Annotated in this window: 10 protein-coding genes; 5 read left to right on the top strand and 5 right to left on the bottom strand. The window is 59.5% G+C overall.

The annotated features are described in order from the left end of the window. Window positions 1-27: 27 nt before the first annotated feature. On the top strand, window positions 28-2,484 hold the full coding sequence (locus QMX93_RS00935) for an autotransporter domain-containing protein (protein ID WP_282351594.1): 2,457 nt from the start codon (window positions 28-30) through the stop codon (window positions 2,482-2,484). A 290-nt stretch (window positions 2,485-2,774) separates the two neighbouring features. Here the strand turns inward: QMX93_RS00935 and oadA are convergent, their stop codons facing one another. Both oadA and QMX93_RS00925 read right to left on the bottom strand, forming a co-directional pair. Beyond that, window positions 2,775-4,583 (bottom strand): sodium-extruding oxaloacetate decarboxylase subunit alpha, encoded by a 1,809-nt coding sequence (gene oadA, locus QMX93_RS00930; protein ID WP_159813191.1) that lies wholly within the window; start codon window positions 4,581-4,583, stop codon window positions 2,775-2,777. 101 nt (window positions 4,584-4,684) lie between these two features. Beyond that, on the bottom strand, window positions 4,685-6,100 hold the full coding sequence (locus QMX93_RS00925; protein WP_053125176.1) for an acetyl-CoA carboxylase biotin carboxylase subunit: 1,416 nt from the start codon (window positions 6,098-6,100) through the stop codon (window positions 4,685-4,687). 190 nt (window positions 6,101-6,290) lie between these two features. Between QMX93_RS00925 and QMX93_RS00920 the strand changes: the two genes are divergently transcribed. Beyond that, on the top strand, window positions 6,291-7,253 hold the full coding sequence (locus QMX93_RS00920) for a LysR family transcriptional regulator (protein WP_159813193.1): 963 nt from the start codon (window positions 6,291-6,293) through the stop codon (window positions 7,251-7,253). On the opposite strand, the gene QMX93_RS00915 is transcribed toward QMX93_RS00920, so the two are convergent. The 3 genes from QMX93_RS00915 to QMX93_RS00905 form a co-directional block, all read right to left on the bottom strand. Beyond that, window positions 7,195-7,398 (bottom strand): hypothetical protein, encoded by a 204-nt coding sequence (locus tag QMX93_RS00915; RefSeq protein ID WP_082341506.1) that lies wholly within the window; start codon window positions 7,396-7,398, stop codon window positions 7,195-7,197. The genes QMX93_RS00920 and QMX93_RS00915 overlap by 59 nt on opposite strands. A 153-nt stretch (window positions 7,399-7,551) precedes the next feature. Further along, window positions 7,552-8,418 (bottom strand): transcriptional regulator HexR, encoded by an 867-nt coding sequence (gene hexR / locus QMX93_RS00910; protein ID WP_053125183.1) that lies wholly within the window; start codon window positions 8,416-8,418, stop codon window positions 7,552-7,554. 127 nt (window positions 8,419-8,545) lie between these two features. Then, window positions 8,546-11,416 (bottom strand): GGDEF domain-containing phosphodiesterase, encoded by a 2,871-nt coding sequence (locus QMX93_RS00905; RefSeq protein ID WP_159813195.1) that lies wholly within the window; start codon window positions 11,414-11,416, stop codon window positions 8,546-8,548. 257 nt (window positions 11,417-11,673) lie between these two features. Between QMX93_RS00905 and uvrD the strand changes: the two genes are divergently transcribed. The 3 genes from uvrD to QMX93_RS00890 all read left to right on the top strand — a co-directional run bounded on the left by uvrD (window position 11,674) and on the right by QMX93_RS00890 (window position 15,589). Beyond that, window positions 11,674-13,857, top strand: coding sequence for a DNA helicase II (gene uvrD, locus QMX93_RS00900; protein ID WP_282351567.1), 2,184 nt, complete (start codon window positions 11,674-11,676; stop codon window positions 13,855-13,857). A gap of 309 nt (window positions 13,858-14,166) precedes the next feature. After that, window positions 14,167-15,042: a Tim44 domain-containing protein gene (locus tag QMX93_RS00895; protein WP_282351565.1), complete on the top strand. Its 876-nt coding sequence runs from the start codon at window positions 14,167-14,169 to the stop codon at window positions 15,040-15,042. 139 nt (window positions 15,043-15,181) lie between these two features. Further along, on the top strand, window positions 15,182-15,589 hold the full coding sequence (locus QMX93_RS00890) for an SMI1/KNR4 family protein (protein ID WP_008078852.1): 408 nt from the start codon (window positions 15,182-15,184) through the stop codon (window positions 15,587-15,589). The last annotated feature ends 12 nt before the right edge of the window (window positions 15,590-15,601 follow it).

Raw genomic sequence — 15,601 nt, 5'->3', positions numbered from 1 at the left:
GTCTCCAGTCAAAAGAGGCCTTACTTGATGCCCGTTCAACACTTTTACCAACCGAAAAAACTGGCGCTGGCCATCACCCTGGCGATGGGCTGCGCTCAATTCACACAGGCCGAAGAAGTGCCTGCCAACGTGCCAACCCCTGGCGCGCTGACGGCGCTACTCGATACGTTCATCAACGACCCCGACACCCTTAAAACACCGATCGACAAGAAGGGTTATGCCGAGCCTTTTAGTGAGCGCGATGATCTGCTCATCGTCACCGGTAAAGGCAGCTTTGCAGGCCCGGTGGATGGCGCTGGCGGTGTAAATGTCCTGCAACTTGATGCGGCCAAGGGTTCGCTGGGTGATACGCGAAACTTCCATGGCCTTGAGGTCAAACAAGGTGTCTGGACTCGAGTCAAAAATACGCCCTCGGACTTCACCGCAGGGGTTGTGGTGCGCCCTGAAGCGACCTTCACCAATGAAGGTGTGATTGCTGGACATGCCGTGGTCGAAGGCACGCTGATCAATAAAGGCGGGATCGAGGAAGGCGCTTTTGTCTCCGCTGGCGGCAACCTCAACAACCGGGGAATTATTGGCGGTGCAGTCCACGTTGATGAAAAGGGCCAATTCGCTGGTGGAGGTGCAACTGGCACATTGAATGTTCATGGAATGCTGAAGGTTAATCAGGCGCTCGGCGCACCTTCCGTCAATGGTGATTTGAACCTGAATTCCAGCGCAACGCTGGCTTACGAGGTCAAAGCGAAAGGCAACAGCAAGACCATCGATGTCGCTGGGACGGCCGATCTGGGTAATTCGACGTTGCAACTCACAACGGCGGGCGACTACCCGAAAAGCAGTCAGCACACGGTTCTGACAGCGGGAAAAGTCGTTGGGGAATTTGGCCGTATTGAAAACGATCTGGCGTTCATGACACCAACGCTGAAATACGACGAGAAACAGGTCGGGCTGACGTTTAGCCGAAATGCAGAGAAGGTTGAAAACGCCGCCTCATCGGAAAATGCTGGCGAAATTGGTAAACAAATCGATCAGATGCTTGATGCTTCCACCACTCCGGTCGCGCCGCCAGAAGTAGTGCCGGTGGTGGCTGAGACGACGGGAGCGCAGGTGGAAACGCCAGTGATCGACATCGCGACTTCGGAGTCCTCTGCTCCGGTGGTGGCGGCAGTTTCCGAAATGAGTACGGAGCCAGCGGACACTGCTGTTTCGGTTGTTCCTGTTGAGGCTGCCGCTTCAATCGGAACTGCCGTCTCCGCCGAGGCGGTTACTTCGGCTGTTGCGGCTAATCCCGTTGATACTTCCCCTACAGCTGAAACACCTGTTGCCGTTGCGGTTACCGAGCCAGCTGAAAATGCAGCCCCTGTCCTGGCGTCCGCGTCGGCCGCGACTCAAGCTGTTCCTGCGGCGCCTGCAACGACTGCACCAACTGCAAGCGTCGTCCCGGCCAGTGTTTCTGCACCGATTGCACCTGCGAACCAAGCCCTCGTCGCCCTGCTCGGCAGTAACAGAAACACCGCTGCTTTGGCGCTCGATCAACTCGCCGCCGGCAGCAACGCCAACCTTGCCAAAGCCACACTGAGCGCCGTGTCACCGGTCAGCGACAGCATGCTGTCGGCCATGCGTCAGCTCGACACCGATGCAAGATCAGCTAAAGCAGGTGACGGCAACGGCCGAGTCTGGGTTCAGGCTTTGGGCAATGGTGGCAAAATCGATCGCGACGCCGACAGCACCCTGAAACACTCCACCCAAGGTCTCGTTGCAGGTGCTGACTGGCGTCTCGATGAGCAATGGCATGTCGGGATCATCGGTGGTAACTCGCAGACCAAACTCGATGCGCGCCATGCCGATGGCGATCTCGACAGCTGGCATGTCGGTGCCTACGCGGTGCGTCAGGACGGCCCGCTGGCGCTGCGCCTCGGCGCCACTTATGCCAGTCATGACGGCAGCAGCAAACGTCGGGTGGCGTTCAACGGTTTTAGCGATCGCCTTAAAGGCAGTTATGACGCCGCCACCCAACAGGCCTTTGCCGAACTGGGTTACGACTTCGGCCAGGGCGATTTCACACTCGAGCCCTTCGCCAATGTCGGTTACCAGCGCTACCAGCGTGACAGTTACAGCGAAAAAGGTGGCGACGCGGCGCTGAAGGTTCACGGTCAGTCGCAGAAAAACCTGAGCAGCACCTTTGGCCTTCGCGTGGCAAAAACCAACAACCTCGACAACGGCATGCAACTGACGCCACGTCTGAGTGCGGGTTGGAAACATACCTACGGCGAACTCGACATGCACACGCGCCAGCAGTTGCTGAACGGCGGGATCGGCTTTGAAATCGCTGGGGCGCAACTGGATCGCAACAGTTTGTCGCTGGATGCCGGCCTCGATCTGGCGCTGTCCGCCAGTCATACGCTGGGCATGGGCGTCACCGGCGACATCGCCTCCGACAGCCGCAACACTGGCGTCATGGGCCAATGGCGCATGGCGTTCTAACGTTCTGATGGGCTGATGTGGGAGCGAGCTTGCCAGCGAAGAGGGAATGTCAGCCAGTTTTTGCTGCAACTGACACACCGCTTTCGCGAGCAAGCTCTGCTCCTACAAGGTTCTGCGCCACCCGCAAATCCCCTGTAGGAGCTGCCGCAGGCTGCGATCTTTTGATCTTGCCCTTAAACAACAACATCAAAAGATCGCAGCCTGCGGCAGCTCCTACAGAGAAAAAAAGCAAAAAAAAAGGGGAGCACATGCCCCCCCGAGGTTTAAAGCGTTGGATCGCGGCGGTTATCTCAGCCTTCGATCTCGATCAGGATTTCGCCCGGATTGACCCGATCACCCTTGGCCACATGAATCGCGGTGACCTTGCCGGCAATCGCTGCCTGGACTTCGGTTTCCATCTTCATCGCTTCGGTGATCAGCACAGCCTGGCCAGCCTTGACGGTGTCGCCTTCCTTGACCAGTACATCAACGATGTTGCCCGGCATGGTCGTGCTGACGTGGCCCGGTGCCGAAGCTTGCTTGCGCTTGCTGCTGCCACCGCCGACGAATTCGTTGAGCGGTTCGAACACCACTTCTTCCGGCATGCCGTCGATGGACAGGTAGAAGTGACGTTTGCCTTCCGCTTTAACACCGACACCGGTGATGTCGACGCGGTAGGTTTCGCCGTGCACGTCGATGACGAACTCGGTCGGTACGCCTTCGCCGCCCGCCTTGGTCACACCGCCCGCTTCAGGAATCGGCAGCAGCACTTCAGGGGTCAGGGTGCCGGCGGCACGCTCTTCGAGGAACTTGCGGCCGATGTCCGGGAACATGGCGAAGGTCAGCACGTCTTCTTCCGACTTGGCCAGTGCGCCGATGTCGGCACGCAGCTTGGTCATTTCCGGCTTGAGCAGATCGGCCGGACGCACGTCGATGACTTCTTCGCTGCCGATCGCCTGACGACGCAGCTTCTCGTTGACCACGCCCGGCGCCTTGCCGTAGCCGCCTTGCAAGTAGAGCTTCACTTCGTTGGTGATGGTCTTGTAGCGCTCGCCGGCCAGCACGTTGAAGAACGCCTGAGTGCCGACGATCTGCGAAGTCGGCGTCACCAGCGGCGGGAAGCCGAGGTCTTCACGCACGCGCGGGATTTCCGCGAGGACTTCGCCCATGCGATTGAGGGCGCCCTGCTCTTTCAACTGGTTCGCGAGGTTGGAGATCATCCCGCCCGGCACCTGGTTGACTTGCACGCGGGTGTCGACGGCGGTGAATTCGCTTTCAAACTGGTGGTACTTCTTACGCACGGCGTAGAAGTACAGGCCGATCTCTTGCAGCAGTTCGAGGTTCAGACCGGTATCGAATTCGGTGCCCTTGAGCGCAGCGACCATCGACTCGGTGCCCGGGTGACTGGTGCCCGAAGCGAAGCTGGAGATCGCGGTGTCGATGTGGTCGGCGCCGTTTTCGATTGCCTTGAGCTGGCACATGGTCGCCAGACCAGCCGTGTCGTGCGAGTGGATGAACACCGGCAGCGACTGCTCGGCTTTCAGTGCGCGAACCAGTTCGCCTGTGGCGTACGGGGTCAGCAGACCGGCCATGTCCTTGATCGCCACCGAGTCGCAACCCATGGCTTCCATTTGCTTGGCCTGGGTGACGAACGCGTCGATGGTGTGCACCGGGCTGGTGGTGTAAGCGATGGTGCCTTGGGCATGTTTGCCGGCCGCTTTCACCGCTTCGATGGCCACGCGCAGGTTACGCACGTCGTTCATCGCGTCGAAGATGCGGAACACGTCGATGCCATTGACGGCAGCTTTGGCGACGAAGGCTTTGACCACGTCGTCGCTGTAGTGACGGTAGCCCAGCAGGTTCTGCCCGCGCAGGAGCATTTGCAGACGAGTGTTAGGCAGCGCCGCGCGCAGTTGGCGCAGACGCTCCCACGGGTCTTCTTTCAGAAAGCGCACACACGCGTCGAACGTCGCGCCGCCCCAGCACTCCAGCGACCAGTAGCCGACTTTGTCGAGCTTGTCGCAGATCGGCAGCATGTCTTCGGTGCGCATGCGGGTGGCGAGAAGCGATTGGTGAGCGTCGCGCAGGATGGTGTCGGTAACGAAGATCTTCTTAGTCATTGGTATCTCCTCATAGCGGCAAGCTTCAAGCTAAAAGCTGCAAGAAAAAGCCAATCTGCTTTTACTTGCCGCTTGCAGCTAAAAGCTCGCAGCTGTTTCATTCATAGGCCTGCGTGGGCGGCGATGGCGGCGGCGATGGCCAGGGCCAGCTCTTCGGGTTTGCGCTTGATCGAGTAGTTGGTCAGTTCAGGGTGGCTTTCAACGAAGCTGGTATTGAACTGGCCGCTACGGAATTCCGGGTTGCGCAGGATTTCCTGGTAGTACGCGGCGGTGGTCTTCACGCCTTGCAGACGCATGTCGTCCAGTGCGCGCAGGCCACGATCCATCGCCTCTTCCCAGGTCAGTGCCCAGACCACCAGTTTCAGGCACATCGAGTCGTAGAACGGCGGAATGGTGTAGCCGGTGTAGATCGCTGTGTCGGTGCGCACGCCCGGGCCACCGGGGGCGTAGTAACGGGTGATCTTGCCGAAGCTCGGCAGAAAGTTGTTCTTCGGGTCTTCGGCGTTGATACGGAACTGCAACGCGAAACCACGGTGCTGAATGTCTTCCTGTTTCACTGACAGCGGCAGGCCGGAAGCGATGCGAATCTGTTCGCGGACGATGTCGATCCCGGTGATTTCTTCGGTGATGGTGTGTTCCACCTGCACCCGGGTGTTCATCTCCATGAAGTACACCTCGCCCTCGGCGAGCAGGAACTCCACGGTGCCGGCGTTCTCGTAACCCACTGCCTTGGCCGCACGCACCGACAGGTCGCCGATGTAGGCGCGCTGTTCCGGGGTCAGTTGCGGGCTCGGGGCGATTTCGATGAGCTTCTGGTTGCGACGCTGGATCGAGCAGTCACGCTCGAACAGGTGCACGACGTTGCCGAAGCTGTCGCCGAGGATCTGCGCTTCGATGTGCTTGGGATTGACGATGCATTTTTCCAGGAAAACTTCGGCAGAACCGAACGCCTTGGTCGCTTCGGAAATCACCCGAGGGAAATTCTGTTCAAGTTCTTCGCGGCTGTTGCAGCGACGGATACCACGGCCGCCACCACCGGAGGTGGCCTTGAGCATCACCGGATAACCGATGCGGTCGCCCTCGACCAAAGCTTCTTCGATGTCGGCGACGTTGCCTTCAGTGCCCGGCGTGACCGGTACGCCGGCCTTGATCATGCTGCGGCGCGCTTCGGTCTTGTCGCCCATGCGGCGAATGACCTCTGCCGACGGGCCAATGAACTTGATCCCGCGTTCGGCGCAGATATCAGCCAGTTCGGCGTTTTCCGAAAGGAAACCGTAGCCGGGATGCAGGGCATCGCAACCAGTTTCCACGGCGAGGTTCACCAGTTTGCGCGGGTTCAGGTAACCGGCCAGTGGCTCGGCACCGATGCTGTGGGCCTCGTCCGCACGCTTCACATGCAGCGCATGGCGGTCGGCGTCGGAAAAAATCGCAACCGAGCGAATGCCCATTTCGGCGCAGGCTCGCACGATTCGTACGGCAATCTCACCACGGTTGGCGATCAGGATCTTTGTTATCACTTGGAGGTTCCCTTGAGCCGGTGGCACCACGACCTGCTAGACCCAGGTCGACGCGTGACCAAATGTTTCAATTTAGTCGCAGATCCACACTAGCGCTCATAAGGGATTAACAAAAATGAATAATAATTGGGTTAGCCATAAGTAAAGACTTATAGTTCGAACATCTATCCGCGTGCCGAGCCCGAATAAAATGCGTAAGTCCTTGATGCGTATGACATTGCGTCAGCTGCAGATCTTCAACGAGGTGTGTGATTTACGCTCTTACAGCCGCGCCGCGGATGAAATGTCGCTCACCCAACCGGCGGTTAGCCTGCAAATAAAGCAGCTGGAAGAGCTGATCGGCCAGCCATTATTCGATTATGTCGGCAAAAAACTCTACATGACCGAAGCCGCTGAAGCCCTTCAGCGCGCCAGCCGGGACATCTTCGGGCGCCTGGAAAACCTCGATATGCAGCTGTCGGACATGCAGGGCTCGCTGCAGGGTCAGCTGAAACTGGCGGTGGAATCCAGCGCCAAATATTTCGTCCCGCACCTGTTTGCCGCGTTTAAACGCCAGCACCCGGAAGTGAATCTGCAACTGACCGTGGTCAACCGCGGCCAGGTCATTCGCAGGCTGTCGGACAACCGTGACGATCTGGTGATCATGTCGATGGTGCCGCAGGACATGGGCCTGGAATTTTTGCCATTCCTCAACAACCCGATTGTTGCCGTGGCGCGCCCGGATCATCCTTTGGCGCACATGGGCCCGTTGCGGTTACAGGATCTGGAACCCTACACGCTGCTGATCCGCGAGCCCGGCTCGGGTACGCGACTGGCGTGCGAAGAGTATTTCAAAGAGAAACGCGTGCACTTCACTCAGACTCAGGAAGTGGCGTCGGCCGAAGCGCAGCGTGAATGTGTGCAAGCGGGTCTGGGCCTGGCGCTGTTGACGCGCCATGCCCTGAACCTGGAGCTGGCGACCGGCGGGCTCGTCGAGCTGCCGGTCGAGGAATTGCCGCTGTTCCGTAGCTGGTGCCTGGTGCAAGCGAAAGCCAAACGCTTGTCACCGGTGGCGCACGCCTTCCTGGCGTTTATCCGCAGCGAACGCGTGCAGATCAGCGCGCTGGTTGAGCGCTTCGACGGGAAGCTACGGGTGCCGCCTGCCAGTGAGTGATGTCGGGAAAGTCGCCGATTTCGGCTTGAAGCTGACGGAGTTCGAAGCGATCTTCGATAGCGCGGCGAAATTCCATGCGGCGCTGGTCTTCCTGCTGACGACGGGTTTTCGCGGCGCTGTTGCGTTCTTCGTAGGGCTGAGCCATTTCGAGTCTCCCAAGGCGATGACGGGAGTTTCACGATAGGCGGCGGGGATGACGGTTTGATGAAAGTTGCCGACAACAAAGCAAAAGATCGCAGCCTTCGGCAGCTCCTACATTGACCGTGTAGGAGCTGCCGAAGGCTGCGATCTTTTGATCTTAATCATCCAGAGCTTTGGCTGCCTTGGGCGACAAACGCAAACTACGCAAACTGCGCTTCACGCTCTTGAGGTGGTTAACCAGGCTCGGCCCACGCGCCATGGCCACGCCCATCGCCAACACATCAATCACCACCAAGTGCGCGATACGCGAGGTCAGCGGCGTATAGATCTCAGTGTCTTCATGCACATCGATCGCCAGATTCACCGTCGACAACTCGGCCAACGGCGTCTGGCTCGGGCACAAGGTAATCAACGACGCCCCGCTCTCACGCACCAGATTGGCGGTGATCAGCAAATCCTTGGAGCGCCCGGACTGGGAAATACAGATCGCCACATCGGTCGGCTTCAACGTCACCGCCGACATCGCCTGCATGTGCGGATCGGAATACGCCGCTGCGGTCAGCAACAACCGGAAGAACTTGTGCTGCGCATCCGCGGCCACTGCGCCCGACGCGCCAAAACCATAGAACTCGACGCGCTGCGCCTGCGACATCAACGTCACCGCACGCTGCAACTCAATCGGATCGAGCTTCTCGCGAACCTCCATCAACGTGTGCAACGTGGTGTCGAAAATCTTCAGGCTGTAATCGGCAACCGAGTCGTCTTCGTGGATCGCGAACTGACCGAAGCTGGCACCGGCCGCAAGGCTCTGCGCTAACTTCAGTTTGAGATCCTGAAAACCGGAGCAACCGATGGCGCGACAGAAGCGCACGATGGTCGGTTCACTGATGCCGACGTTGTGGGCCAGGTCGGCCATGGAACTGTGCATCACGGCCGCAGGGTCAAGCAGCACGTGGTCGGCGACCTTGAGCTCCGACTTGCGTAACAGGTGACGTGACTGGGCGATGTGTTGCAGCAGATTCAAGGGGCTGGACTCTTCTTATGGGCAAGGATGTAGCACGCTTGTAGTTATACTACATGAATTGGCTTTTTGCCTGCTCAATGCGTAACTCCATGTCCCCATATCAGGCGCGATGGGGTGCATGTAGCCCTTAAAGCGGTTTTTCCTGATTGCGCAAAAGCCCGGCCAGACCGGCGGCCTCCACCGGACGACTGATCAGATAGCCCTGCACCTCATCGCAACGTTCGGCGCGTAAAAATTCCAGCTGATCCTGCCGTTCAACGCCCTCGGCGACCACTTTAAGCGACAGCCCGTGAGCCATGGCGATGATCGCGCGGGTAATCGCCGCATCCTCACTGCCCTCGCCCAATCCGCGTATGAACGCCTGATCGATCTTCACGTAATCCACCGGAATACGCTTGAGATAACTCAGTGACGAATAGCCGGTGCCGAAGTCGTCGATCGCCAGTTTCACGCCCAGATCGCGCAGCTGCTGGAACGTCGCGATGATGTGTTCAACGCTGTCGAGCAACTGGCTTTCGGTCAGTTCCAGTTCGAGGTAGTGCGGCGCCAGACCGGTTTCCTCCAGCACCTGGCGCACCAGACTGACCAGTTTGCCCTGCCGCAATTGATGCACCGAGAGGTTCACCGAAACGCGGATCGGCTCCAGCCCTTGTCGCTGCCATTCGCACGCCTGCCAGCAAGCCTGACGCAGGACGAATTCTCCAATCGGCCCGATCAACCCGGTTTCCTCGGCCAGCCCGATAAAGTCCCCCGGCGGCACCCGGCCCATGGTCGGATGATCCCAGCGCACCAGTGCTTCCGCCGCGTTCAAGCGCCCCGATTCGAGGCACAGCTTCGGCTGGTAAAACACTTTGAGCTGCTTGTCTTCGATGGCTTTGCGCAACTGGTTTTCCAGCTGCAAGCGCTCGAGGGTGCTGGCCTGTAGGCTCTCGGTGTAGAACTGGAAGTTGTTGCCGCCGAGGTGTTTGGCGTGTTGCATGGCCATGTTCGACTGGCTGACCAACGCGGAAATTTCCCGCGCGTTGTCCGGCAGCATGCTGATGCCCATCGAGGCGCTGACCACCAGTTCATGCCCTTCAACCGTCAGCGGCAAACGCAGCTTGGCCGACAATCGCGTAGCGACCCGCGCCAGACTCGACAGGTTGCCGTAAGCATCGAACAGCACCGCAAATTCATCGCCGGACAAACGCGCAATGGTGTCGGCCTCCGGCAACGCGTTGACCAGCCGCCGCGCCATCTTCTGCAACAACTGGTCAGCGACTTCATGGCCGAGACTGTCGTTGAGCAATTTGAAGCGATCCAGATTGATGTGCAGCAACGCCAGACTGCGCCGACCCTGACGTGAACGCTGATGCGCTTCGTGCAGACGTTCACGGAACAGCGAGCGATTGGCCAACCCGGTGAGCTCGTCGTAATGGGTCAGGTAACGCATGCGCTCTTCGGATTCGCGTCGCGCAGAGAGATCGGCGAAGAAGCCGACGATATGGCTGACATTGCCGCGACTGTCGCGCACCGCATTCAATTGCAGCCACTGCGGATACAGCTCGCCGTTCTTGCGCGTCTCGACCAACTCACCCTGCCAACTGCCGTGCTGCTCCAGTGCATGACGGATCGCCACGTAATGACGGCGCGCATCGCGGCTGCACGGCAGTTCGACGACGTTGCGCCCAAGCATGTCGTCGATGTCGTAACCGGTGACACGACTGAACGCCTGATTGATCGCGATCAGTGCGTAGTTCGGGTCGAGAATGACGATGCCTTCGCTGGCCGCTTCGAACACGGTCGCCGCCAGGCGTTGCTGTTCTTCGAGGCTTTTACTGACGCTGATGTCGCGGCGGGTGCCGACCATGCGGATTACGCGTCCGCTGTCACTGCGCTCCACCGCGCGACCACGGTCTTCGATCCACACCCAATGACCGTCGCCATGACGCACGCGGTACTCAATCTGATAATCCTCGGTGCGGCCCTTTAAATGCTCGGTCAGCGCGAGTTTGAGGTTGGGCACGTCTTCGGGGTGCAATCGCGGTTTGAGATCGCGCAGCAGCGCCGTGACGTATTCCGGGGCGAGGCCGAACAATTCCTGAATCTGCGTGTGATGGACTTCGTCGGTTTGCAGGTTCCAGTCCCATAGCCCCAGCTCACTGGCCTTCAACGCCAGCGCCAGCCGCGCTTCGCTTTTGCTCAGGGCCTGATTGGCGGCGTCCAGTTCGCGGCTGCGCTGGGCAACACGATCCTCAAGGGCGACCTGGGCTTCACGCAACTTGCCCTCGGCACAACGCCGGTGGTCGATCTCCTTGGCCAGTTCCTGATTGAGTTGCTCGCTACGGGATTGGGTCTGTTGCAGGTGTTCAATGAGGTGCTGATTCTGAAAGCGCCGCAGCAAGCCGCGATCGATCAGCCGATTGACCTGCCACGCCACCACACTCAGCGAGCCGAGCAAGATCAACCCGAGCCAGCCCCAGCCGCGCGCCTGCTCGTCGCCGCCCCAAAACAGATAGCCGATCGCTGGCAACAGACACGGCAAGGTGAAGGACAAAAACGCGGGCAGACTCACCGCGTACGCGACACTGGCTGACAACGTCGCGGCGCCAATCAGGCCGAACACCCAGGCTTGCTGCATAAAGTTGTCGGCGGGCACCAGGGCGATGCCGGCGCCGGCGAGCGTCAGGCCGGTCATGGTCGAGCCGAGCAGGAACATTCGGCGCCAGATCGGCTGCGCCTGTCGATTGGGAATGGCGGAATCGAACGCGGCCACTTGAATCACCCGCAGCGCAACCAGCGACAGCAACCACACCAGCCAAATACTGACCACGAAGTAGCGCTGCGGGCTCCAGAGCAAGCCGGCGCAGACCAGACCATTGATCAACATGAACAGCGTGGGCAATAAAGAACCCTGATACAGCAGGCGCGTGCGCTCGACCGCCATCTCGGTGGCGTAGTGCTTGCGGATAACCCGGGGTTCCACAGAGGGGCCCGACAGTTCGGAGCTGAGGGTCATGGGCAACGTTCTTGTTCTTATAAGGAGGGCGTGCGCCCGAAACGTGGACGGAGCATACACAAGCCGATCAACTTGCCAAACCACGCCAGATCATAATTTGCGCAAAACTTTTCCCCCCTCAGGCACCGTTGAAACCCGCAGAGCCAAGCGGGCCAACGGCTGTCGCCGGTGACCGACCGGTCGTCATTGACAGCACTTTCATCGGCTAATGCAAAGCTCGGTTTGCCCGGGCCTGCGGCGCACCCTAGAATGCCCCGATGCGCGATGATCTCTCCCTTCTGCTGAACTCCCTCAACGATGCCCAACGCCAGGCTGTAGCAGCCTCCGTTGGCCGTCAGTTGGTTCTGGCCGGTGCTGGCTCCGGTAAAACCCGAGTGCTGGTGCACCGTATTGCCTGGTTGATCCAGGTCGAAAACGCCTCGCCCCACTCCATTCTGTCGGTGACCTTCACCAACAAGGCCGCTGCCGAGATGCGTCACCGCATCGAGCAGTTGCTGGGGATCAACCCGGCCGGCATGTGGGTCGGCACCTTCCACGGCCTGGCGCACCGCTTGTTGCGGGCGCACTGGCAGGAAGCGGGCTTGAGCCAGACCTTCCAGATTCTCGACAGCGACGACCAGCAACGGCTGGTCAAGCGGGTGATCCGCGAGCTGGGTCTCGACGAGCAACGCTGGCCGGCCCGTCAGGCGCAGTGGTTCATCAACGGCCAGAAAGACGAAGGTCTGCGGCCGCAACATATTCAGGCCAGCGGCGATTTGTACCTGGCGACCATGCGCAGCATTTACGAAGCCTACGAGGCGGCGTGCCTGCGCGCCGGTGTGATCGACTTCTCCGAATTGCTGCTGCGCGCCCTCGATTTGTGGCGCGATCACCCGGGCCTGTTGGCGCACTACCAAAAGCGCTTCCGCCATATTCTGGTAGACGAGTTCCAGGACACCAACGCCGTGCAGTACGCCTGGTTGCGCCTGCTCGGCAAGGGCGGCGACAGCCTGATGGTGGTCGGCGACGATGACCAGTCGATTTACGGCTGGCGCGGCGCGAAGATCGAGAACATTCATCAGTACTCGTCCGACTTCGCCGATTCGGTGACCATTCGTCTCGAGCAGAACTACCGCTCCACCGCCGGCATCCTCAAGGCTGCCAACGCCTTGATCGCCAACAACACAGGACGCCTCGGCAAAGAGCTGTGGACGGACGGCGGCGATGGCGAGGCGATCAATCTGTACGCCGCGTTCAACGAACACGATGAAGCACGCTACGTTGTCGAAACCATCGAAAGCGCGCTGAAAACCGGCCTTGCTCGTAGCGATATCGCGATTCTCTATCGCTCCAACGCCCAATCGCGCGTTTTGGAAGAAGCCTTGCTGCGCGAGCGTATTCCGTATCGCATCTATGGCGGTCAGCGCTTCTTCGAGCGTGCGGAAATCAAGAACGCCATGGCGTACCTGCGTTTGCTCGAAGGTCGCGGTAACGACGCGGCGCTGGAACGGGTGATCAACGTTCCGGCCCGTGGCATCGGCGAGAAAACCGTCGAAGCCATCCGCGAGCACGCACGTCACAGCGATGTTTCGATGTGGGAAGCCATGCGCCTGCTGGTCGCTAATAAAGGCCTGACCGGTCGTGCGGCGGGTGCTTTGGGCGCGTTTATCGAGCTGATCGAGAACCTCGCCGCCAAGTGCGCCGAGATGCCGCTGCACTTGATGACGCAAACCGTCATCGAGCAATCCGGCCTCATCGCTTATCACGAAGCGGAGAAAGGCGAAAAGGGCCAGGCTCGGGTAGAAAACCTTGAGGAATTGGTCAGCGCCGCGCGCAACTTCGAGAACAACGAAGAAGATGAAGAGCTGACGCCACTGGCGGCATTCCTCGGCCACGCTTCGCTGGAGGCCGGCGACACCCAAGCCGACGAGCACGAAGACAGCATTCAGTTGATGACGCTGCACAGTGCCAAAGGTCTGGAATTCCCCTACGTGTTCCTCGTGGGCATGGAAGAAGGCCTGTTCCCGCACAAGATGAGCCTGGAAGAACCGGGGCGTCTTGAGGAAGAACGGCGTCTGGCTTACGTCGGCATCACCCGGGCGATGCAGAATCTGGTGATGACCTACGCGGAAACCCGACGCCTGTACGGCAGCGAAACCTACAACAAGGTCTCGCGTTTCGTACGCGAAGTGCCGAAAGGTCTGATTCAGGAAGTCCGTTTGTCGAACAGCGTCAGCCGACCGTTCGGCGGCAATCAGTCGATGAGCGGCAGCAACCTGTTCGCCGGCAGTGAAATTCCGGAAACCGGTTTGAGTCTGGGTCAGGCGGTACGCCATTCGATTTTTGGCGACGGCGTGATCCTCAACTTCGAGGGCGCGGGTGCGCAGGCACGGGTGCAGGTGAACTTCAGCGAAGGCAGCAAGTGGCTGATGCTGGGTTACGCCAAGTTGGAAGCTATCTAAGCCCCATTCAATTGCTCTTTGCTCTTTGTAGGAGCCGAGCTTGCTCGCGAAAGCAGCGGAACATTCAACTGTTGTGTTGACTGACAGACCGCCTTCGCGAGCAAGCTCGGCTCCTACAGGGCTTGATGTTTTGAGCCGAAATCCGGCTGAACCAATCCCCTTTTCCTACAGCCAAAAGTACATCCGCTGATTGCCTCGCGAAGCTGAACGCAACCTGTCAGGCAAAAGCCCGAAACACTCTCTCGCTAGCCAGTAACACTTCAGCTGTGCAACATGGCGCGCGTGTCTCCACAAACGGGAAATCCCTTTATGAAACGTTTTCTTAGCATCGCCATGGCGTTGTGCATCGGCCTGACGATGAGCCTCGACGCCAACGCCAAGCGCTTTGGTGGTGGCAAAAGCGCCGGCGCTGCGCCGTCGCACCAGACCAGCCAGATGGCTCCTTCTTCTCCAGGCATGGGCGGCGCTGCGGCGACCGCTGGTGCTGCCGGTGCCGCAGGCGCTGCGGCCAAGGCCGGCGGTGCTTCGAAATGGCTCGGCCCACTGGCCGGTATCGCTGCCGGTGGTTTGCTCGCTTCCATGTTCATGGGCGGCGGCTTCCAGGGCATGCAGATCTTCGACATCCTGATCCTGGCCGTGATCGCGTTCGTTATCTTCCGCTTCATCGCCGCACGTCGACGCAAGCAGCAGGAGCACCTGGCTCCGGCCGGCGCACCAATGCAGCGTGAAGTGTTCGAGCAGAAGCCTGCGGCCATGGGTTCGATCTTCGGTGGTTCGGCTGCACCTGCTGCCGCCCGTCCGGTGATCAACGCGCCAGCCTGGTTCAACGAGCAGAACTTCCTTGAAGCTGCACGCAGCCACTTCCAGTCGCTGCAGCAGCACTGGGACGCCAACGAAATGGACAAGATCGCCGAGTTCGTAACCCCGCAAATGCTTGAGTTCCTCAAGCGTGAGCGTGCGGATCTGGGCGACGCGTTCCAGTCGACCTACATCGACAACCTCCAGGTTCAACTGGATGGCGTGGATGACCGTGCCGACAAGACCATCGCCACCCTGACCTTCAACGGTGTGTCGAAGTCCTCGCGTTTCGATCAGGGCGAAGTGTTCAGCGAAAGCTGGAACATGGAACGTCCGCAGGGCGAGAACCAGCCTTGGCTGGTCGCCGGTATCCGCCAGAACGGCTGATCCCCTCACGCGGTTCACTTGCTGTAATAAAAAACCCCAGCCTCGGCTGGGGTTTTCTATTTCGCGGTTGCATCTATAGCGAGCTACTGTATAAACCGGCCCATATAAACCGCGCCATTCAAGCAAGAGGATCCCGGACGTGGAAGAAATCATCGAACAACTGCGCGAAGCCAACGAACCCGTACCGGTTCCATTGGAGTTGCCTGACGAAGACCAACTGGTGGAAGTCGAAGAAGAACTCTTCATCAACATCCCGTTTGTTTTCAAAGAATTTTTGCTGACCGTCAGCGATGTGGTCTACGGCAGCCTGGAACCGGTAACCGTCACCGACCCGCAGTCGCACACCTATTTGCCGGATGTTGCGGCCAATGCGTGGGACATCGGCGTACCGCGTGACCTGATCCCGATCTGCCAGGACGGTGAGAACTACTACTGCGTCGAAGAAGACGGCACTGTGGTGCTGTGGTCGGGCGAAGAAGAGCTGATCACCGAAGAATCCTGGGAGTCGGTATGGCACTGGGCGCGGGACGTCTGGCTGGAAAGCTGATCGGCCAGCCGC

The organism is Pseudomonas sp. PS01303 (assembly GCF_029959385.1).
Lineage (GTDB): Bacteria > Pseudomonadota > Gammaproteobacteria > Pseudomonadales > Pseudomonadaceae > Aquipseudomonas > Aquipseudomonas rustica.
This window is presented reverse-complemented; position numbering and strand designations above follow the sequence as displayed.